19 protein-coding genes are annotated in these 19,325 nt (G+C 72.9%); 5 read left to right on the top strand and 14 right to left on the bottom strand.

From position 1 onward, the window contains the following. The first annotated feature begins 29 nt into the window (after positions 1-29). Positions 30-620, top strand: a complete 591-nt coding sequence (locus Pma05_RS07905; protein WP_203856648.1) for a hypothetical protein — start codon at positions 30-32, stop codon at positions 618-620. An 89-nt stretch (positions 621-709) separates the two neighbouring features. Then, positions 710-1,033: a hypothetical protein gene (locus Pma05_RS07900; RefSeq protein WP_203856647.1), complete on the top strand. Its 324-nt coding sequence runs from the start codon at positions 710-712 to the stop codon at positions 1,031-1,033. Positions 1,034-1,051: 18 nt separating this feature from the next. Here the strand turns inward: Pma05_RS07900 and Pma05_RS07895 are convergent, their stop codons facing one another. Continuing rightward, on the bottom strand, positions 1,052-2,020 hold the full coding sequence (locus tag Pma05_RS07895; RefSeq protein WP_203856646.1) for a LysR family transcriptional regulator: 969 nt from the start codon (positions 2,018-2,020) through the stop codon (positions 1,052-1,054). Between the two features lie 30 nt (positions 2,021-2,050). On the opposite strand from Pma05_RS07895, the gene Pma05_RS07890 reads away from it, so the two are divergent. Further along, positions 2,051-3,127, top strand: coding sequence for an EamA family transporter (locus tag Pma05_RS07890; protein WP_203856645.1), 1,077 nt, complete (start codon positions 2,051-2,053; stop codon positions 3,125-3,127). Positions 3,128-3,143: 16 nt separating this feature from the next. Here Pma05_RS07890 and Pma05_RS07885 read toward each other — a convergent pair whose 3' ends face one another. The 6 genes from Pma05_RS07885 to kdpF are packed head-to-tail and all read right to left on the bottom strand — an operon-like array spanning position 3,144 to position 11,324. Then, positions 3,144-3,824 carry a response regulator gene (locus Pma05_RS07885; RefSeq protein WP_203856644.1) on the bottom strand — a complete coding sequence of 227 codons (681 nt, stop codon included), beginning with the start codon at positions 3,822-3,824 and terminating at the stop codon, positions 3,144-3,146. After that, positions 3,821-6,361, bottom strand: coding sequence for a sensor histidine kinase (locus Pma05_RS07880; RefSeq protein WP_203856643.1), 2,541 nt, complete (start codon positions 6,359-6,361; stop codon positions 3,821-3,823). The genes Pma05_RS07885 and Pma05_RS07880 overlap by 4 nt, the downstream gene beginning before the upstream one ends. A gap of 42 nt (positions 6,362-6,403) precedes the next feature. After that, a complete protein-coding gene (locus tag Pma05_RS07875) occupies positions 6,404-7,309 on the bottom strand; it encodes a potassium-transporting ATPase subunit C (RefSeq protein ID WP_203856642.1) in 906 nt (301 codons plus the stop codon). Next, positions 7,309-9,537, bottom strand: a complete 2,229-nt coding sequence (kdpB, locus tag Pma05_RS07870; protein WP_203856641.1) for a potassium-transporting ATPase subunit KdpB — start codon at positions 9,535-9,537, stop codon at positions 7,309-7,311. Before kdpB ends, Pma05_RS07875 begins: the two co-directional genes overlap by 1 nt. A 41-nt stretch (positions 9,538-9,578) precedes the next feature. Then, entirely contained in the window at positions 9,579-11,234 is a 1,656-nt protein-coding gene (gene kdpA / locus Pma05_RS07865; RefSeq protein ID WP_203856640.1) for a potassium-transporting ATPase subunit KdpA, read from the bottom strand. After that, positions 11,235-11,324, bottom strand: coding sequence for a K(+)-transporting ATPase subunit F (kdpF, locus tag Pma05_RS07860; protein WP_203856639.1), 90 nt, complete (start codon positions 11,322-11,324; stop codon positions 11,235-11,237). Positions 11,325-11,739: 415 nt separating this feature from the next. Here kdpF and Pma05_RS07855 point away from each other — a divergent pair, with 415 nt between their 5' ends. After that, positions 11,740-12,162: an OsmC family protein gene (locus Pma05_RS07855; protein ID WP_203856638.1), complete on the top strand. Its 423-nt coding sequence runs from the start codon at positions 11,740-11,742 to the stop codon at positions 12,160-12,162. Positions 12,163-12,248: 86 nt separating this feature from the next. Here the strand turns inward: Pma05_RS07855 and Pma05_RS07850 are convergent, their stop codons facing one another. Beyond that, positions 12,249-13,196 (bottom strand): endonuclease/exonuclease/phosphatase family protein, encoded by a 948-nt coding sequence (locus Pma05_RS07850; protein WP_239311893.1) that lies wholly within the window; start codon positions 13,194-13,196, stop codon positions 12,249-12,251. Positions 13,197-13,654: 458 nt separating this feature from the next. On the opposite strand from Pma05_RS07850, the gene Pma05_RS07845 reads away from it, so the two are divergent. Then, positions 13,655-14,527 carry a hypothetical protein gene (locus Pma05_RS07845; protein ID WP_203856636.1) on the top strand — a complete coding sequence of 291 codons (873 nt, stop codon included), beginning with the start codon at positions 13,655-13,657 and terminating at the stop codon, positions 14,525-14,527. A gap of 26 nt (positions 14,528-14,553) precedes the next feature. On the opposite strand, the gene Pma05_RS07840 is transcribed toward Pma05_RS07845, so the two are convergent. Genes Pma05_RS07840 through Pma05_RS07815 form a run of 6 tightly spaced genes read right to left on the bottom strand, consistent with a single transcriptional unit; the run spans position 14,554 to position 19,158 of the window. Further along, a complete protein-coding gene (locus tag Pma05_RS07840) occupies positions 14,554-16,161 on the bottom strand; it encodes a polyamine aminopropyltransferase (protein WP_203856737.1) in 1,608 nt (535 codons plus the stop codon). A gap of 35 nt (positions 16,162-16,196) precedes the next feature. Beyond that, positions 16,197-17,051: a hypothetical protein gene (locus Pma05_RS07835; RefSeq protein WP_203856635.1), complete on the bottom strand. Its 855-nt coding sequence runs from the start codon at positions 17,049-17,051 to the stop codon at positions 16,197-16,199. Further along, positions 17,051-17,473 (bottom strand): DUF350 domain-containing protein, encoded by a 423-nt coding sequence (locus Pma05_RS07830; RefSeq protein ID WP_203856634.1) that lies wholly within the window; start codon positions 17,471-17,473, stop codon positions 17,051-17,053. The genes Pma05_RS07835 and Pma05_RS07830 overlap by 1 nt, the downstream gene beginning before the upstream one ends. Before the next feature lie 57 nt (positions 17,474-17,530). Then, positions 17,531-17,956, bottom strand: coding sequence for a DUF4247 domain-containing protein (locus Pma05_RS07825; protein ID WP_203856633.1), 426 nt, complete (start codon positions 17,954-17,956; stop codon positions 17,531-17,533). After that, positions 17,953-18,486 (bottom strand): DUF2617 family protein, encoded by a 534-nt coding sequence (locus Pma05_RS07820; protein WP_203856632.1) that lies wholly within the window; start codon positions 18,484-18,486, stop codon positions 17,953-17,955. The genes Pma05_RS07825 and Pma05_RS07820 overlap by 4 nt, the downstream gene beginning before the upstream one ends. A gap of 3 nt (positions 18,487-18,489) precedes the next feature. Next, complete coding sequence (locus Pma05_RS07815; protein ID WP_203856631.1) at positions 18,490-19,158, bottom strand: DUF4178 domain-containing protein; 669 nt, start codon at positions 19,156-19,158, stop codon at positions 18,490-18,492. Between the last annotated feature and the right edge of the window lie 167 nt (positions 19,159-19,325).

Genomic DNA, 19,325 nt, shown 5'->3' with positions numbered 1-19,325 from the left:
CGAGCAGGGGCGGCAGGTCGGAGGTCGATGTGGCACGGCAGCGGATCGGACAGCGCCGACCGGGACAGCAACCCGCACCGTACCGAGGGCCGGGCTGGCAGCGACGACCGACGCTCGGCGTCGACGTCGGCGGTGTGCTGGTGACGCTCGCCGGGCGGGACGAGGACACCTCGTTCTTCGGCGGCCAGCCGTTGCTGACCCCGGCGGTGGCGGGAGTCTTCGAGGCCCTCACCGCGTTGACCGCCGCACCGTTCGCCGGGCGGGTACACCTGGTCTCGAAGGCCGGTCCCAAGGTGGCCGCGAACACCCGGGCCTGGCTGGCGCACCACGAGTTCTTCGACCGTACCGGCATCCCCGCCGGCAACCTGCACGTCGTCCGGGAGCGCCGGGACAAGGCGCCGGTCTGCCAGCGCCTCGGCATCACCCACTTCGTCGACGACCGGCTCGACGTACTGGCCCACCTGGAGACGGTCGAGCACCGCTACCTGTTCCTGGGTGGGACCGACGACCGGCCGCCGGACGGGAGCGTTCCGGACTGGGCGACGGTGGCCGACACCTGGACGGCACTCGCCACCCTGCTCCGGGAGTCGATCCCCGTCCCGGCCACCGGCCGGCCGTGACCAGCACCGCCCACACCGACGGCTCCGGCCCCGTGGCGCGGAGCGGCGTGCACCGGAGCCGTCCTCGACAGTCCTGATCGGAGTGACGGATGAGTTCGGAAGACCCGAGGTGGCGCCTGCTCGACCTGGCCAGCCCCAAACTCCTCGCACACTTCGCCGACCGTGGGGTCGAGCGGATCGAGTACGTCGGCACGTTTCCCGAATTCGACCACTTCGCGGTCTGGCTCTGCACCCGGACCGACGCCCAGCGAGCGGCGTTGGGTACCCCGGACCCGGCGATCGACGAGGTCCGGCAGGTCCTGCGACAGACGGGCTTCACGCCGGCCCAGTTGGCGGGGCTCGGCACCACGGCCCAGTCGCAGGAGACGGTCGACCGCGACCACGAGGGCAGTTGGTTCTACGCCATGCGATGAGTGTTGCCAGCGGCCAGCTCAGCCGTTGGTCAGCGACACCGGGACCGAGCCCGGGTGCGGGATCGGAGGGCTCCCGGCGGGTTGCCGCGCCGGACGGCGCAGTTGGGCCAGCGCGTCCAGTACGGCGGCGATCGCCGGATGGACGGGGCCGTCGCCGCGCGGGCGGGTGACCGCGAAGATCCGGCGACCGGTGACCGGCCGGACCAGCGGCTCGACGTGCACCCCGGCCGGTACGTTCCGGAGCGCCATCCCCGGCACCAGCGCGGCGCCGAGCCCGGCCGCCACCAGGTCCAGGGTGAGCGCGAAGTCGATCGCCCGGTGCCGGATGTCCGGCTCGAAACCGGCCAGGTGGCAGGCGTGCAGGGTGGACCGGCCGCACGGGGTGTGTGCGGCGCTGGCCACCCAGGGTAGGTCAGCGAGGTCGGCGAGCAGTCCGGTGTGCCGGCCCCAGTCGACCGGGGTGATCAGGTGCATCGGGTCGGTGGCGATCGGGTGCCGGTCCAGTTCGGCGGTGGCGATCCCGGGCACGTGGTCGTATTCCTGGAGGACCGCGATGTCCAGTACGGCGGAGCGCAGGTCCAACCGGCTCTGCTCGTCCTCGGCCTCGCTGACGCGTACGTCCAGGTCGGGGTATGCGGCCATCGCCCGGGCGGCGGCCGGGGCGACCAGGGCACCGGCGGCGGACGGGAACGAGCCGACCCGGACGGTCCCGGCTACCCGCTGGTGCGCGACGGCCAGCCCGGTGACCGCCTGCTCGACGGCGCCGAGGATCCGCTCCGCGTGCCCGGCGAGCACCTGCCCGGCGGAGGTCAGCACCACGCCCCGGCCGGAGCGTTCGACCAGCGGATAGCCCGCCTCCCGGGCGAGCTGGGCGAGCTGCTGGGAGACCGCCGACGGGGTGACGTGCAGCGCGGCGGCGGCAGCGGTCACCCCGCCGCGCAGCGCCACCTCGTGCAGCACCCGCAGGCGCCGGACATCCAGGTCCATGTAGTCACGCTACAACGCCGGTTAAGAATCTTGAACTGGACCTTAAACGAGCTGGCCGGCAGCGTGGACGCCATGAGATTTCCGCACCGCATGCAGGCGGTCCTGGTCGCCGCCCTCTGGGGGGTCAACTTCGTCGTCATCGAGGTCGGCCTCCGCGACCTGCCGCCGCTGGTGCTGACCGCGCTGCGGTTCGTCGCCGCCGCGCTGCCGCTGGTCTTCCTGGTCCCCCGGCCGACCGCCCGGTTCCGCTACGTGCTCGGCTACGGTCTGGTCCTCGGCGTCCTCAAGTTCGGCGCCCTCTTCGTCGCCATCGACGCCGGGATGCCGCCCGGGCTCGCCTCGCTGGTGTTGCAGGCCCAGGCGCTGGTCTCGGTGATGCTGGCCACCGCCTTCCTCGGCGAGCGGCCGAGCGGTACGCAGCTCGCCGGGGTGCTCACCGGCTCGGCCGGGATCGCCCTGCTCGCGGTCGGTGCGGGCGGGCACGCCACCGCGATCGGCTTCGCGCTCACCCTGGCCGCCGCCGTCAGTTGGGCACTGGCGAACGTGGTGGTACGGGCCAGCGGCGAGACCCGGCCACTGTCGCTGCTGGTCTGGTCCAGCCTGGTACCGCCGCTGCCGCTGCTCGGCCTGGCCGGGGTGGTGGACGGGCCACGGGTGGTGTTCGACGCGATCACCGGGATGTCCTGGAGTGCCGTGCTGGCGGTCGGCTACGTCGGGTACCTCTCGACGCTGGTGGGCTGGGGCATCTGGAACCGGCTGATCGGCACGTACTCGGTGGCCCGGGTCGCCCCGTTCAGCCTGCTGGTGCCGATCTTCGGGCTGGCCGCCGCCGCCCTGCTGCTCGACGAGCCGATCACCGGTACGGAGATCGCGGCCGGTGTGGTCGTACTGGTCGGACTGGCCCTGGTGGTGCGTACCCCCGCCGACCGGGACGCCGGCACGGCGACGACGCCCGATCCGACCGGGACAGACGCGGCCAGCATGCCCGGTCACCGACACGGCCACGAACCGGCCGACTCCGTCGACCTCGTGCGCGACCACATGCGCGCCCAGCCACCCCGCTCCGCCGGCCCCCGGAAACGCCGCACCCCCACCCCGCCGGCATGAGCGGAGACCGGCCCGGTCACGGCTGGAAGCGGTAGCCCATTCCCGGTTCGGTCAGCAGGTGCCGAGGCCGGGACGGGTCGTCCTCCAGCTTCCGGCGCAACTGGGCCATGTACTGCCGCAGGTAGTTCGTCTCCGACTGGTACTTCGGGCCCCAGACGTCGTGCAGCAGTTGGCGCTGGCTGACCAGCCGGCCCGGGTTGCGTACCAGGATCTCCAGCAGGTGCCATTCGGTCGGGGTGAGCCGGACCTCGGCACCGTCGCCGGTGCGTACCGCGTGTGCGGTGAGGTCCACGGTGTGCCGGCCGATCTCCACCGCCGGCACCTCCTCCCCCGCTCCGGCGGCCCGCCGGGTCACCGCGCGGACCCGGGCCAGCAACTCGTCCACCCCGAACGGCTTGGTGACGTAGTCGTCGGCACCGGCGTCCAGCGCCGCCACCTTGTCCTGGCTGCCGGCCCGGCCGGAGAGCACGATGATCGGCACGTTGGTCCAGCCGCGCAGCCCCCGGATCACCTGCACCCCGTCCATGTCCGGCAGCCCGAGGTCGAGCACCACGATGTCCGGACGGTGGCTGGCCGCCAGACGCAGCGCCCCCGCACCGTCCCCGGCGACCTCGACGTCGTACCGCCGCGCCCGCAGGTTGATCCGCAGCGCGCGGAGGATCTGCGGCTCGTCGTCCACCACCAGTACCCGGGTCACCCGACCCCCTCCTCGTCCGCCACGGGCAGCCGCAGCACCATGGTCAGTCCGCCGCCCGGGGTCTCCTCCGGCTCCAGGTTGCCACCCATCGCCTCGGCCAGCCCTCGGGACAGCGCCAGTCCCAGCCCGATCCCGGCGTGGTTGTCCCGGTCGCCCTGCCGCTGGAACGGCAGGAAGGCCCGTTCCCACTGCTCCCGGGGCAGCCCTGGGCCCTGGTCCACCACCCGGAGTTCGACGAAGCCGCCGTGCTCGCTGGCGGTGACCGCCGGTGGCCGGTCCGCCGGGCTGAACCGGAGCGCGTTGGCGACCAGGTTGACCAGTACCCGTTCCAGCAGGCCGGGGTCGGAGCGGACCGCCGGCAGGTGCGCGGGCAGGCTGACCCGGACCCGGCGGGCCGGTTCGCCCAGTTCGTCCAGGGCCGACGGCACCACGTCCTCCAGGCCGAGCAGCGCCGGGCGCAGCCCCAGCGCCCCGGCCTGGAGCCGGCTCATGTCCAGCAGGTTGGCCACCAGGCGGCTGAGCCGGTCCAGCGACTCCTCGGCGGTGGCCAGCAACTCCTCCCGGTCGCCCGGGTCGAACTCGACGTCGGCGCTGCGCAGGCTGGTCACCGCCGCCTTCGCCGAGGCGAGCGGGGTACGCAGGTCGTGGCTGACCGCCGCCAGCAGTGCGGTACGCAGCCGGTCCGCCTCGGCGATCGGCTTGGCCGCGGCCGCCTCCTCGGCCAGCCGTTCCTGCCGGAGCGCCACCGCGGCCTGCGCGGCGAACGCCTGCACGATGCGCCGGTCGGCCGCCGGCAGCACGCGTCCACGCAGCACCAGGCGTAGGTCGTCGTCGGCGGCCACCTCGGCGTCCCCGGCGGCGGGGGTGCCGCACGCCTCGGCGCCGACGTTGGCGGCGACCCGCCAGGCGCGCGGGTCGCGCTGCTGGTCCGGGTGCTCCGGCGCGTCCGGGGCGCGTTCCAGCAGGGTCACCGAGGCGAGTCCGAACGTCTCGAGCAACCGTTCCAGCAGTGCCGTCAACGGCCGGGCACCCCGGACCACACTGCCGGCGACCGCGCCGAGCAGTTGGGCCTCCGCGCTGGCCCGGGCCGCCTGCCGGGTACGCCGGGCGGCCAGGTCCACCACCCCGCTGACCGCAGCCGCGACCAGTAGGAAGACCACCAGCGCCAGCAGGTTCTCGGTCTCGGCGATGGTGAACTCGTGGATCGGCGGGGTGAAGAAATAGTTGATCAGCAACGAGCTGAGCGCGGCGGCGAGCAGCGCCGGCCACCAGCCACCCACCAGGGCGATGCCGATCACGGCGGCGAGGAAGAGCAGGATGTCGCTGGTCAGCGACAGATCGTCGGCGAGCAGCCAGAGCAGGTACGTCAGCAGCGGGATGCCGATGACGGTCAGGCCGTGGCCGATCAGACGGCGCCGCCGGGACAGCGCCGCCGTCGGCGCCACCAGCCGGCCCAGGCCGGCCTGCTCGTGCGTGACCAGGTGTACGTCGATCGGCCCGGACAGCGCGGTGGTGGTGGCCCCGACGCCTCGGGACAGGATCTGGGCGAACCGCCCCCGCCGGCTGGCCCCGAGCACGATCTGGGTGGCGTTGACCCCTCGGGCGAAGTCGAGCAGTGCGGTCGGGATGTCGACCCCGATCGCCTGGTGGTAGGTGCCGCCCAGCCGCTCCACCAGCGTCCGCTGCCGCTCCAGGGTGGTCGGGTCGGCGCCGCGCAGCCCGTCGCTGCGGGCGACGTGGATCGCCATCAGTTCGGCCCCCCTGCCCCGGGCCGCGATCCGGGCCGCCCGGCGGATCAGCGTGTCCCCCTCCGGCCCGCCGGTCAGCCCGACCACCACCCGTTCCCGGGTCTCCCAGGTGGCGGCGATGCCCTGGTCGGCCCGGTACCGGTCGAGCTGGTCCTCGACCTTGTCGGCGAGCCAGAGCAGGGCGAGTTCGCGCAGCGCGGTCAGGTTGCCGATCCGGAAGTAGTTGGCCAGCGCCGCGTCGACCCTGTCCGGGTGGTAGACGTTGCCGTGCGCCATCCGCCGGCGCAGCGCCTCCGGGGTCATGTCGACCAGCTCGACCTGCTCGGCGCCGCGTACGACGCCGTCCGGCACGGTCTCCTGCTGGGTCACTCCGGTGATCTGCTCGACGACGTCGTTGAGCGACTCCAGGTGCTGCACGTTGACGGTGGAGAGTACGTCGATGCCGGCGTCCAGCAGTTCCTGGATGTCCTGCCAGCGCTTGCCGTTGCGCGACCCGGGCACGTTCGTGTGGGCCAGCTCGTCCACCACCGCGACCTCGGGCCGGCGGGCCAGGACAGCGTCGACGTCCATCTCGGTGAACTCGCTGTCCCGGTAGTGCACCGTCCGGCGGGGGATCGCGGGCAGGTCGCCGAGCATCGCGGCGGTGTGCCGGCGGCCGTGGGTCTCGACCAGACCCACGACCACGTCCGTACCGCGCGCCGCCCGGCGGTGCGCCTCTTCCAACATCGCGTACGTCTTGCCGACCCCCGGGGCGGCCCCGAGGTAGATGCGCAGTTGCCCGCGTGCCACGCTGCCGATCCTGCCTTATCTCTCGGAGCCGCCCGGTGCCGATCAGCCGCCGGCCGGCAACTCGCGGTCCAGGGCGAGGTTGAGTGCCAGTACGTTGACCCGGGGCTCGCCGAGGAAGCCGAGTCCCCGCCCGTCGGTGTGCTCCTCGACCAGCCGGCGTACCTCGTCCGGGCTGGTGCGCCGCTCCCGGGCGACCCGGTTCAGTTGGATCGCCGCGTACGCCGGGCTGATGTGCGGGTCGAGGCCGCTGCCGCTGGCGGTGACCGCGTCGGCCGGTACCGCCGGCTCGGCGGGTGCCTCGCCCCGGATCGGGGTGATCAGCCCGCCGGAGTAGTCCTGCCCGGGTACGGCGCACTCCACCGGCACCCTGCCGAAGGTGCCGACGAACGGGGTGGCCGGGCACGCCTGGTTGACGCTGACCGCCCGGGTCACCGGGCCGGTCAGGCCGTCGCGGTGGAAGACCCGCAGCACCGCACCGACCCCGTCCGGGGTGCAGAACGGCCGCCGGCCGTCCACCCCGTCGAGTTCACCCGCCGCCTTGCTGCGGGTGCAGACCTGGGTCAGCAGGCTCTGGGTACCCTCGTCCGGGTTCCCTTCGGAGTCGACCGCGCCGGGCACCGGCAGGGTGTCCTCGACGCTCTCCGGCCCCAGGTTGCTGGCGGCGGTGGCGGTGGGGTCGTAGCCGTCGCCGGCCGCCGACGGACGGCTCTGGAAGTAGCGCGGGACGGGGTTGCCGGCCGCGTCGGTGAAGGACTGGCCGATCAGTTCGCTGCCGACGACGGTGCCGTCGGCGGTGCGGACCAGCGAGCCCTCGGTCCGGTCGTGCAGGCCGGGTAGCTGCCCGACTCCGACCATGACCAGTGGGTAGGACAGCCCGAGCAGCGCGGTGAAAACCAGCACCGCCCGGAACGCGGCCAGGTGTTGGGCGAGCCAGGTGGGTAGGCGCATCACGAGATCCCTGGGATGAGCGAGATGAGAAGGTCGAGGATTTTGATGCCGACGAAGGGTGCGACGATGCCGCCGAGACCGTAGAGCCAGAGGTTGCGGGTCAGCAGTGTGCTGGCGCTGCTGGGCCGGTAGCGGACCCCGCGCAGGGCGAGCGGGATCAGCACCACGATGACGATCGCGTTGAACACCACCGCCGCGAGGATCGCCGATTCCGGGCTGGACAGCCGCATGATGTTCAGCGCGTCCAGGCTGGGATAGATCCCGGCGAACATGGCCGGGATGATCGCGAAGTACTTGGCGATGTCGTTGGCGATCGAGAAGGTCGTCAACGCACCCCGGGTGATCAGCAACTGCTTGCCGATCTCCACGATCTCGATCAGTTTGGTCGGGTCGGAGTCGAGGTCGACCATGTTGCCGGCCTCTTTGGCCGCCGTAGTGCCGGTGTTCATCGCCACCCCGACGTCGGCCTGGGCCAGCGCCGGTGCGTCGTTGGTGCCGTCCCCGGTCATCGCGACCAGCCGGCCGCCCTCCTGCTCCCGCCTGATCAGCGCGAGCTTGTCCTCCGGGGTGGCCTCGGCCAGAAAGTCGTCCACCCCGGCCTCGTCCGCGATCGCCTTCGCGGTACGCGGGTTGTCACCGGTGATCATCACGGTCCGGATGCCCATCCGGCGCATCTCGTCGAACCGCTCCCGCATGCCGGACTTGACCACGTCCTTGAGGTGGATCACCCCGAGGGTACGGGCCGGTTCGCCGTCGAGGTGCTCGGCCACCACCAGCGGAGTACCGCCACCGCCGCTGATGCCGTCGACGATGTCCCCGACCTGGTCGGTCGGGTGCCCGCCGTTGTCCCGTACCCACTTCATCACGGCTGCGGCGGCGCCCTTGCGGACCCGTCGGGCCGCCCCGCTGGGCCCGCCGTCCACGGTTGCCTCCGGGGCCAGGTCGACCCCGGACATCCGGGTCTGCGCCGTGAACGGCACGTTGCGATCCTCGCCGGACCTGCCGGCGCCGAAGTCGCTGCCGGCCAGGCCGGAGCGTTCGCGCAGACCGTACGCGTTCTTCGCCAGCACCACCACCGAGCGCCCCTCCGGGGTCTCGTCGGCCAGGCTGGCGAGCTGGGCCGCGTCCGCGACCTGCTCGGCGGTGACCCCGTCGACCGGGACGAACTCCGCCGCCTGCCGGTTGCCGAGCGTGATGGTGCCGGTCTTGTCCAGCAGCAGCGTGTTGACGTCACCGGCGGCCTCGACCGCCCGGCCGCTCATCGCCAGCACGTTGCGCTGGACCAGCCGGTCCATCCCGGCGATGCCGATCGCGGAGAGCAGTGCGCCGATGGTGGTCGGGATCAGGCAGACCAGCAGGGAGACCAGCACGATCCCGGTGACCCCGTCGGAGTTGATCGCCGCGGTGTCCGGCGCCGCGCCCTGGAAGCCCTTGGAGAAGATCGCCAACGGCTGGAGCGTGACCACCGCCATCAGGAAGATGACGGTCAGCGCCGCGAGCAGGATGTTCAGCGCGATCTCGTTCGGGGTCTTCTGCCGGTTCGCCCCTTCGACCAGGCCGATCATCCGGTCGATGAAGCTCTGCCCCGGCTGCTGGGTGATCCGCACGACGATCCGGTCCGAGAGCACCTTGGTCCCGCCGGTCACCGCGCTGCGGTCACCGCCGGACTCCCGGATCACCGGGGCGGACTCGCCGGTGATCGCCGACTCGTCCACGCTGGCGATCCCCTCGACCACGTCGCCGTCACCGGGGATGACCTGTCCGGCCTCGACCAGTACGACGTCGCCGTGCCGCAGCTCGGCGGCGGCGACCGCCTCCTCGCGGTAGGCGCCCGGCCGGGCCCCCGGCGACCAGCCGGTCAGCCGGGTCGCCACGGTGTCCCGCTTCGCCTGCCGCAGCGTCGCCGCCTGCGCCTTGCCCCGGCCCTCGGCGACCGCCTCGGCCAGGTTGGCGAAGAGCACGGTCAGCCAGAGCCAGACCGTGATCGCCCAGGCGAAGCCGGTCGGGTCGGCGACGGCCAGCCCGGTGGTGAAGACCGCGCCGACCTCCACGATCAACATCACCGGGTTGCGCCACAGTGTCACCGGGTTGAGCTTGCGGAACGCGTCCGGCAGCGCGCGGACGAGCTGCCGAGGATCCAACAGCCCACCGCCGACCCGGCCACCGCTCGCGGGGCCGGAGGAGGGCAGCCCACCGGAGGGGGCGGGCACCACCGGGCTGACAGTCATTTTCCCTTTCCTCACCATGTCGTTCAGGACTCTCACCGCGCTCACAGCCCTTCGGCCAGTGGGCCGAGCGCCAGCGCGGGCAGGAAGGTCAGCGCCACCAGGATCACCGTCACGCCGGCGAGCATCCCGACGAAGAGCGGCCGGTGCGTCGGCAGCGTTCCGGCGGAGGCGGGTACCGGCCTCTGCCGGGCCAGCGCGCCGGCCAGGCCGAGCACGAAGATGATCGGCAGGAACCGGCCGAGCAGCATGCAGAGCCCGAGGGCGGTGTCCCACCACGGCGTGTTCACGGTGATGCCGGCGAACGCCGAGCCGTTGTTGTTGCTCGCCGAGGTGAAGGCGTACAGCACCTCGGTCAGGCCGTGTGGGCCGACGTTCAGGGCCGTCGAGTTGTTGCCGGTGGCGAAGGCCGCCGCCGTGCCGATCAGCACCAGCATCGGGGTGATCAGGAAGTACAGCGAGGCGAACTTGATCTCCCGGGCACCGATCTTCTTGCCGACGTACTCCGGGGTGCGCCCCACCATCAGGCCGGCCACGAAGACCGTGATCACGGCGAGGATCAGCATCCCGTACAGGCCGGCGCCGACACCGCCCGGGGCGACCTCGCCGAGCATCATGTTGACCAGCGGCATCATGCCGCCGAGCGGGGTGAACGAGTCGTGGAACGAGTTCACCGCACCGGTCGAGGTGAGCGTGGTGACGGCGGCGAAGGTCGCCGAGTTGGAGACCCCGAACCGGGCCTCCTTGCCCTCCATCGCCGCCCCGACCGCCTGCGGCACCGCACCGTCGCCGGTCAACTCGAAGACGTTGGTCAGGGTGACGCTGACGATCGCCAGGATCGCCATCACCGCGACGATCGCGTAGCCCTGCCGGTTCTGCCCGACCATCCGGCCGAAGACCCGGGGCAGGCTGAACGGGATCACCAGGATCAGCAGCAGCTCGAACCAGTTGGTCCAGGTGGTCGGGTTCTCGAACGGGTGCGAGCTGTTGGCGTTGTAGAAGCCGCCGCCGTTGGTGCCGAGTTCCTTGATCACCTCTTGGGAGGCGACCGGGCCGCCGGTGATGGTCTGGGTACCGCCGGCCACCGTGGTCACGTCGGTGCCGCCAGAGAGGTTCTGCACCACCCCGCCGATCATCAGCACGATCGTGCCGAGTACCGCGATCGGCAGCAGCACCCGCAGGGCGATCCGGACCAGGTCGACCCAGAAGTTGCCGAGTTGGTCGGTGCGGCTCCGGGCGAAGCCCCGGACCAGGGCCACCGCCACCGCGATGCCGACGGCGGCGGAGACGAAGTTCTGTACGGCCAGCCCGGCCATCTGCACCAGGTGCCCCATGGTCGACTCACCGGAGTACGCCTGCCAGTTCGTGTTCGTCACGAAGCTGACCGCGGTGTTCCAGGCGATGTGGTCCGGTACGGCGTCGAAGCCGAGCGAGAGCCAGAGCCTGTCCTGCAACCGCAGGAAGGCGTAGAGGAAGAGCAGGGAGATCAGCGAGAACGCCAGTACGCTGCGGGCGTACGTGCCCCAGGACTGCTCGGCCTTGGCGTCGACGCCGATCAGCCGGTAGATGCCCCGCTCGACCCGGGAGTGCCGGGTGCCGGCGACCACCCGGTAGAGGTAGTCGCCGAAGGGCTTGTAGACGGCTGTCAGCACCACGGCGAGCGAGGCGACGAGGATGATGCCCGCGGTCGTCGTACTCATCTAGAAACGCTCCGGGAACAGGAGTGCGAACAACAGGAAGACGGCCAGCCCGGCCGCCAGTACCAGGCCGATCAGATTGACCAGGCTCACAGCCGCTCCACCGCCCGGGCCAGCAGGGCCAGGGCCGCGAAGAGCCCCAGCGTCAGCAGCACGAACACGACGTCGATCACCGAACGTCCTTTCCAGCACGCGATCGAGGCGACCGTTCTCGGCCGCCTGATCCAGGTAAACGCACAGGTCGGGGCGGGGTGATCGGTTCTGACGCTTCGGCTACGCGGCCGGGGCGCTTCTTGACGTGATCTTGACGAAGTCGGCCGTGGGCCTGCTCGTCCGGATAGCGACGGCGCGGTTCACGGTGCAGCGGTTCGCCGTGCAGCGGGTCACCGTGTAGCCGGTCACCGTGCAGCCGGTCAGCGGGGCGCGGTTCGCCGGGCGCGGCTGAGCTGCGGGTTTCCCGGCGGTCGTGCCGGGTAGCCCCGCCGGGGAGCCACACGGGGGGTGCGGGATGCCGGAATCGGAAGCCTGGGTGCACGAGGCCACCGCGACGGCCGAGGGGGGTCAGTTGCATACCGACGACGGTGAACTCTCCACCACCCTGGCCTCGCCGCTGGCGCCGCACTGCACCGGGCTCGCCCCCGAGCAGTTGCTCGCGGCGGCGTTCGCCTCCTGCCTGCACCACGCGGCGGTCGAGGCGGCCACCGGCATCACCGACGAGGCGCACACCGTCCAGGTCCGGGCCCAGGCCCGGCTCGCCCGGGACGCCGACGGGCTCTACCGGGCCGACGTACGGGCCAGCATCGCCTCGGTCGGCCTGAACCGCGACCAGCTCACCGACCTGGCCCGGTACGCCGACCAGCTCTGGCCGTTCTCCAGCGACGGCGGCCGGCACACCCTCACCGTCGGCCCGGCCGAACCCGGCCGCCGCTGACCCGCCCCATCCCGGACGCGCAGAGCCTGGTCGCGGAGCCGTTACCTAGCGGCGCTACCGGAAGCCGGCGCTACCGGAAGCCGGCGCTACCGGAAGCCGGCGGTCACGGCCCGGTGGTCGCTGGCCGGGGTACGGACGACCCCGGCGTACGCCGCGGTGAGCCCCCGGTACAGCACGTGGTCGGGCCGGGTCACCGGCAGGGCGGCCGGCCAGGTGAAGCCCGGTCCCCGACCGGCGTCCGCCTGGGCGTCGTTGAGCAGTGCGGTCAGCGGCTCGATCATGCGGTCGGTGGTGGCGGTGTTCAGGTCGCCGAGCACGATCAGCCGCTCCGCCGGGTCCTGCCGGATCTGGGTGGCGAGCGCGCTCACCGTACGGTCCCGGGTGCCGGTGTCCCCGGCCCGGGCGGAGCCGAGATGTACGACGTAGACGACCACGTCGCCGCCGGGCGCCGCCACCACCGCCCGCAGCGCCCGGGTCCAGGCCAGCCCGGTGTCGACGCCGACGTCCTCGCGGATCGGGAACCTGCTCCAGAGCGCGACCGTGGAGACGGCCGCCCGGTACGGATACCGCTCGGCCAGCGCACCGGCCGCCGGCACGCGGGTGTCGCCGGAAACCTCCTGCAACCCGATCAGGTCGGCGTCGGTGTCGGCCAGCCCGGCCAGCGTGCTGGCCGGGTCGGGGTTGCCGGCCCGCAGGTTCTGGCTGGCCACCCGTAGCCGCACCGACCCGCCACCGCCGCCGGGCAGCCATGCGGTGCCGAAGAGCACCGCCCAGAGCACCGCCGGCACCAGCGCCCCGGCCAGCGCGATCCGGGACCGGCGCAGCGCGGCGGCGAGCACGAGCAGCGGAATGCCGAGGCCGAGGAAGGGAGCGCCGCTGTCGACCAGGCTGCCCAGCCCTCGCACGTTGGGGATCAACCGGTGACCGGCCATCAGCGCGGTCAGCAGTGCGCCAGCGACCAGGATCAGCATGCCGCGGCGTCGCCCCCGCCCAGCCGGCCCGCCACCCGCAGGCTTGATCTTGCTCTCCGCCACCGAGAGCATCGTATCGGAGCCGGTGTGCTCAGGACCCGACGACCGCAGAGCCGGCCGCTCGACCATTCGGTCCAGCGCCAGACCGGGCCCGACCGGACCAGCGGAAGCAGAGCGGGCCGCTCGACCATTCGGTCCAGCGCCAGACCACGCCCGACCGGGCCAGCGGAAGGAGGAGCGGGCCGCTCGACCATTCGGTCCAGCTCCGGATGGGACCGACCGGGCCAGCGGAACTGGACCGAACGACCGAACCGGACGATCTTCGAGGTCGACCCGGGTCTCGGCGGGGAAGCGTGCCCGGCCGGCCCGGCCCACTCGACAAGACGGACATGCCGCATCTGTCCGGTCCCGCCACTGACCGCCGCCGGTGCCGACGACTGCCCGGTTGACCAGGCAAAAGTGTGGCGCAGGCCACCCATCCGACCCGCCCCATTCAGCTCGGCGTTACCTAACCTCGGCGGGTGCCTCACAGGGAACCGATTGATCGCGGACAGGACAACGGAGCGCAGGCTGACCGTTCGGCTGATGCCGGCTCCATCGACCAGCTAAACGGCCGCCACCGGGCCGGAGCGCCACGCCGGCTGCGCCGGACCCGCGCACTGCTCTCGTCGGGCCCGGTCCGGGTCGGTTCGGTCGCCGCGGTGGCCTGCTGCCTCGGCGCGGTGGTCTTCGTCGAGTCGCGGGCGGCGACCACACCGACCGACCCGGCCTCGGCCAGCCTGCTGGCCGAGCGCGCCGCCAGCGCCGACCGCCAACCCGCGTCCCGGGCCACCGAACGAGCCCCGGTACCGACCCCGCCGCCGACCCCGACCGGCGCCCCGTCCGCCACGCCCACCCCGACCGCCCGGCCGTCGCTGGCCAAGACCAAGGTCGCCCGGGTGACCAAGAAGCCGAGCAAGCCGACCCCGGTCGCCGGGCTCACCCAGGCGCAGATGGACAACGCGCACACCATCGTCCAGGTCGGGGTGAAGATGGACCTCCCGCGCCGGGGCCTGGTGGTCGCGATCGCCACCGCCATGCAGGAGAGCAACCTCTACAACCTGGCCAGCGGCGTACTGCCGGAGTCGCTGGACTATCCGAACCAGGGTGTCGGCTACGACCACGACTCGGTCGGGCTGTTCCAGCAGCGGCCCAGCTCCGGTTGGGGCACCGTCGCGGACCTGATGCGCCCGGCGTACGCGGCCGAGCAGTTCTACGCGGCCCTGCTCGAGATCCCCGGCTGGCAGGAGATGAGCGTGACCGCCGCCGCCCAGGCGGTGCAGGTCTCCGCGTTCCCCGACGCGTACGCCCAGCACGAGGAGCGGGCCGGCACCGTGGTCGGCGCGCTGGTCTGAGCGGCACCCCGGTACGGCGGGGCGGCTCAGTAGCGGCGCCACTCCGCGCGGGCGTACTCCAGCACCCGGGGGTGCAGCAGGGTGGACGGCGGCAGGTCCAGCCGCTGCCGGTCCGGCGGGAAGTTCGTGCCGGCCCGCAGTGTCCCGGCGTCCAGGTAGCGCAGCGCGGGTACGTCGGCCGGCAGCCCCAGTGCCGGAGCCGCCGGTCCGGGTGCGGCGAGCAGGAACCCCCAGTCGCCGAACGAGGGCACGTCGACGTGGTACGGCACGGTGCCGAAGCCGGCCGCCCGCAGCGACGCCTCCACGCACCAGTACGAGCGGGGCGCGAAGTACGGCGAACCGGCCTGGACCACCACCCGTCCCCGCTCGGCGACCACTGCCCTCACCAGCGAGTAGAACTCCACCGAGTAGAGCTTCGCGGTGGCCGTCTCGTCCGGGTCCGGCAGGTCCACCACCACCGCGTCGAACCGGGCCGGCTGGCCGCGCAGCCAGCCGAACGCGTCGGCGTTGACCACCGTGACCCGGGGATCGGTGAAGGCGTCCCGGTTCAGCGCCCGCAGCTGCGGCTCGGTCCGGGCCAGCCGGATCACCGCCGGATCCAGCTCCACCACGGTCACCGCGCCGACGTCGGGATAGCGCAGCAGTTCCCGTACGGCCAGCCCGTCGCCGCCGCCGAGGACCAGTACCGATCCCCGGCTGCCGGCCAGTGCCGGGTGCACCAGTGCCTCGTGGTAGCGGTACTCGTCGACCGAGCTGAACTGGAGGTCCCCGTTGAGATAGAGCCGCAGGTCGGTGACCCCCTGCGCGACGAGTGGCACCGACCGGGTCAGCACGATCTCCTGGTACGGGCTGCGCTCGGCGTGCACCACCGGGTCCCGGAAGAGCTGCTGGCGGGCGGTCACCTCGAAGTCGGCGGCGGTCAGGTAGGCGTACCCGAGGACGAGGCCGACCGCGACGGTGCCGGCGGCCAGCGCGACCCGGACCCGGGCGGTCAGCTCCCGCCGGAAGACCGTGCCGACCAGGGCCAGCCCGGCCAACGCGTTCACCACCCCGACCACCAGGACCCCGCGAAGCTGGCCGAAGAAGGGCATCAGCAGGAACGGGAAGGCGAGGCCGCCGAGCAGCGCGCCGACGTAGTCGGCCGCGAAGAGGTCGGCGACCGCGCTGCCGGCGGACTGTTCGCGGATCCGCTGCAACAGCACCATCAGCAGCGGAATCTCGGCCCCGATCAGCAGCCCGAGCAGCAGGGCGGTGCCGACCAGGGCCGGCGCGTAGAGGTCGAGCCAGGCGAAAGCGGCGTAGAGGCCGAGCACCGAGAGCCCGCCGAAGAGCGCGAGGGCGAGTTCGACGACCGCGAACGCGGCGGCGGCCCGGTGCTGGAACGGCTTGGCGACCAGCGCCCCGATGCCCATCGCGAAGACCATCACGCCGAGCACGATCGACGCCTGGCCGACGGTGTCCCCGATCAGGTAGCTGCCGAGCGCCACCAGGGCGAGTTCGTAGACCAGGCCGCAGGCGGCGCAGACGAAGACCGCGCCGAGCACCCCCGCCCGGGCCGCCCGCCGCCGCGGGCCGCTGGCCGGCGCGGCCGGCTCCGGTCCGGGCCCTGCCGCGTCGGGCGGCCCGGCGGGCACACCGTCGGGTGCCGGCCGGTCGGCCGAGGTCACGGTCACCGGCTGCGACCCCCATTCCCGGGTACGCCGGCAGCGTCCTCGGTCGGCCCGGCGCCGGACCCGGCCGGTGCGGGCCGCTGGTGCCGCCGCTCGTACCGGCCGATTGCCAGGAAGAGGGCGGTGAGCAGCAGGATGCCGGTGGCGCCGAGCAGCAGGGGCCAGCGGTCGCGCCAGAAGTCGTTTCCGGGATCGGGCAGTTCCGGTGGCACCGCCCCGGCGGCCGGCGCGACCACTGCCCGGGTCGCCGAACCGGCACCGTTCTCCGAGACCAGCAGCGGCAGCAGCACCGCCGCCTGGCAGACCGCCCAGCCGGGATCGTCGACGAACTGGTCGGGGTCGACGCCGAGCCGGGCCAGACCCCGGTCGAAGTCGATCTGAGCCAGGTCGGGAGAGCTGCTGACCCGGTAGGAGGCGCTGTCACTCGCCTCGCTGCTGGCCGAGGTGTACCAGACCACCGCGTCGATCTCCACCCAGCGGGGGCAGCGGGCCGGATCGCTCTCCGCCGCGAGGCTGTCGCCGAGGTTGGAGCCGACGCTGACCGGTGCGGTGTCGAACGCCGCTCCGCCGGTACGCAGCCGCCAGCCGTAGCAGATCTGCTGGGTCGTGTACGCCCGCTGGAGCAGCGTGACGGTGTCGGTCCGCTCGGCGGGTGCGGGCAGCGGGACCACGGTGCTCTCGCCGTCGGGGAGCAGTACCCCGTAGAGGATGAACCCCGCGAAGGCCAGGCTCAGCACGACGCCCAGGATGATCTTGAGTCGCCGGGCGGTCCCCTGGGCCGCCCTCGCCCGCTCGGCGGGGGCCCGGCGCGCGTTCCCGCGCCGCGCGCCGCTCCCGTTCCCGCCGACGGCCATCAGCTTATCGCCGCCGCGATCACGGCGCCGGTGGCCAGGTGCACCACGGCCGACACCCAGACCGCCGGGTGCGGCTCGGGGTCGACCAGGATCTCGCCGAGCTGTCCCGGGGTGGCCAGGTCCAGCAGCATGAACGCGCCAGCCATGATCAGCAGCCCCAACAGCCCGTACGCGGCGCAGCTCACCAGCCCTTCGACGAGGCCGTCGTGGCTGACCACGATCGCCGTGGTCACGATGACGCCCACCCCGGCCAGGTTCGAGGCGAGCAGCAGGGCGGCGTTGCGGTTGCGGTCGGCCCAGATCAGCTCGTGCAACCGGCCCGGGGTGGCCACGTCGACCAGCAGGTAGCCGACGGCCATCAGCAGCAGCCCGACCACCCCGTAGGCGAGGGTGGCCAGCAGGTCGGTGGCGAGGGTCGTCAACACATCAGGCTCCGGAGGGATGAGGAGGTGGGGGTGATGGTGGAGCGAGCGGAACGGTTACTTGCCGGCGCCGGGGCCGCCGCCCCGGACCGAACTGCCGCGACCCCAGCCCCAGGCGTTGCCGACCGTGCCGGAGTAGCGGGGATACGCGGTGACCACCCGTTCGAGCAGGATCAGCGAGCCGGCGGCCAGCGGCAGGATCACCACCGAGTCCTCGTCGTAGCGCAGGTAGACGCCGCTGGCGTCGACGTACCGGTCGGCCGGCTGCCAGGCCCTGGTGATCTCGTCCGCCACCACGCTCGGCGCCTTGTCCGAGCGGTACGCGGTCGCGTCCCCGCCGATGTCCTGGGCCGCCGCCCGGGCGTACCGGTCCTGCACGTAGCCGCGCGGGGAGAAGTTGCCGTGGAAGATGGCGAAGACGGCGAGCAGGGCGCCCACCAGCGCGAACGCGCCGCCGATCACGAACCAGCCACGGTACTTCATACCGCCGTCACCACCGTCTCCGTCTCGACCAGCTCGCCGCTCTGCGGGTACGCGTGCCAGGTGCGCCACCCGATCCCGCCCGTCCCGTCACCCGGGTCCGCCCGGTACGCCACCCGCAGCGCGGTAATCGCGTCCGGCCCACCGGGAAAGACCCCGACCAGGGCGTACGGGTCGTCGGCGAGGTCGCGCCGCAGCCGGGCCGTCCGGGCCGACATCCGCACCGCCGGCAGCCGCCGCACCCGGGCGGTGAACCGGTAGCCGGTGGCCGGGTCGGCCAGGGTCGCCGGCAGTTCGGGGCGCCGGCCGGGCAGGCAGGCCACCGTCTCGATCAGGCCGCCACCGGCACCTTCCAGCACCACCTGGTGGGAGGCGCCGAGCAGCCGGAGCTGGAGCCGGGTCCCGGGTCGGCCGAGGCGGGTCAGCGGACCGAGGTCGAGCAGGTGCAGCGCGGGTTGTTCCGGGGTGTCGAGCGCGAGGCTCAGCTCGGCGGCGGTGGTGTCCTCGTAGGCGGTGTCCAGGGTGACCAGCATCGTTCAGCCGATCCGCCCCGCCGCCGGGTCGTCGGCGCCGTCCGTCGCCTGTGGATAGATCAGCACCTCGGCCCGGTGCAGCCGCTCCCCCGTACCGACCTCCCACTTCCCGCTCTCCCCGTACGCCTCGAAGGAGAGCAGGGAGCCGTCGGCGGCGACGTAGTCGTGGTAGCGGACCGTGCCGGTCGGGTGCAGTCCGGTGCTGCCGGCCGAGGTGAAGGTGGCCCGCCCCGACTCGTCACGCCGGTACCGCCGGCCGCCGACCTCCAGTTCGGCCGGGCCAGGGTCGACCTCGGCGTCCGGCAGCGCGGTCCAGAGCACCAGTTCCAGGTCGGGGTCCTCCTCGACCGAGAGCCAGAGCTTGCCGCCGTGCGCGTCGTCGAGCAGGTGCTCCGCCCAGCCCCAGGCGCCCTCGGTGAACCGCAGCGTGCCGCGTACCCCGTACGAGGTGTGCCGGATCTCCACCAGGTCGCCGGGCTTGAGGGTACGCGGATCGCCGCGCAGCGCGTCGGCGTCGTCGTCGGTGGCCCGGAACGGATCGCGTACCGGTGTCCCGGCCGGCCTGGCGGCCCGCCTCCGGGCGGTACGCAGCGCGACCACCGCCACCAGTACGCCCGCCGCCGCGATCAGAAACCCCGCCGCCGCCACCAGGTACGCCGTCGCCCCGTCCACCGCCCGCGCTCCTCTCGATCCGTTGGGCGCCGACGGTAACAAGACCACGCACGCCACCGACAGTGGCGTGATCAAAAATGGACCCGGCAGACCGGCCGGGCACCGCCGAACGACTGCCGGCCAGTGCGGCTCGGCAGTGCGGCTCGGCAGTGCGGCTCGGCAGTGCG

This window comes from Plantactinospora mayteni (genome assembly GCF_016862935.1).
GTDB lineage: Bacteria > Actinomycetota > Actinomycetes > Mycobacteriales > Micromonosporaceae > Plantactinospora > Plantactinospora mayteni.
The sequence above is the reverse complement of the archived record's forward strand: the minus strand, read 5'-3'. Positions and strand labels throughout refer to the sequence as shown.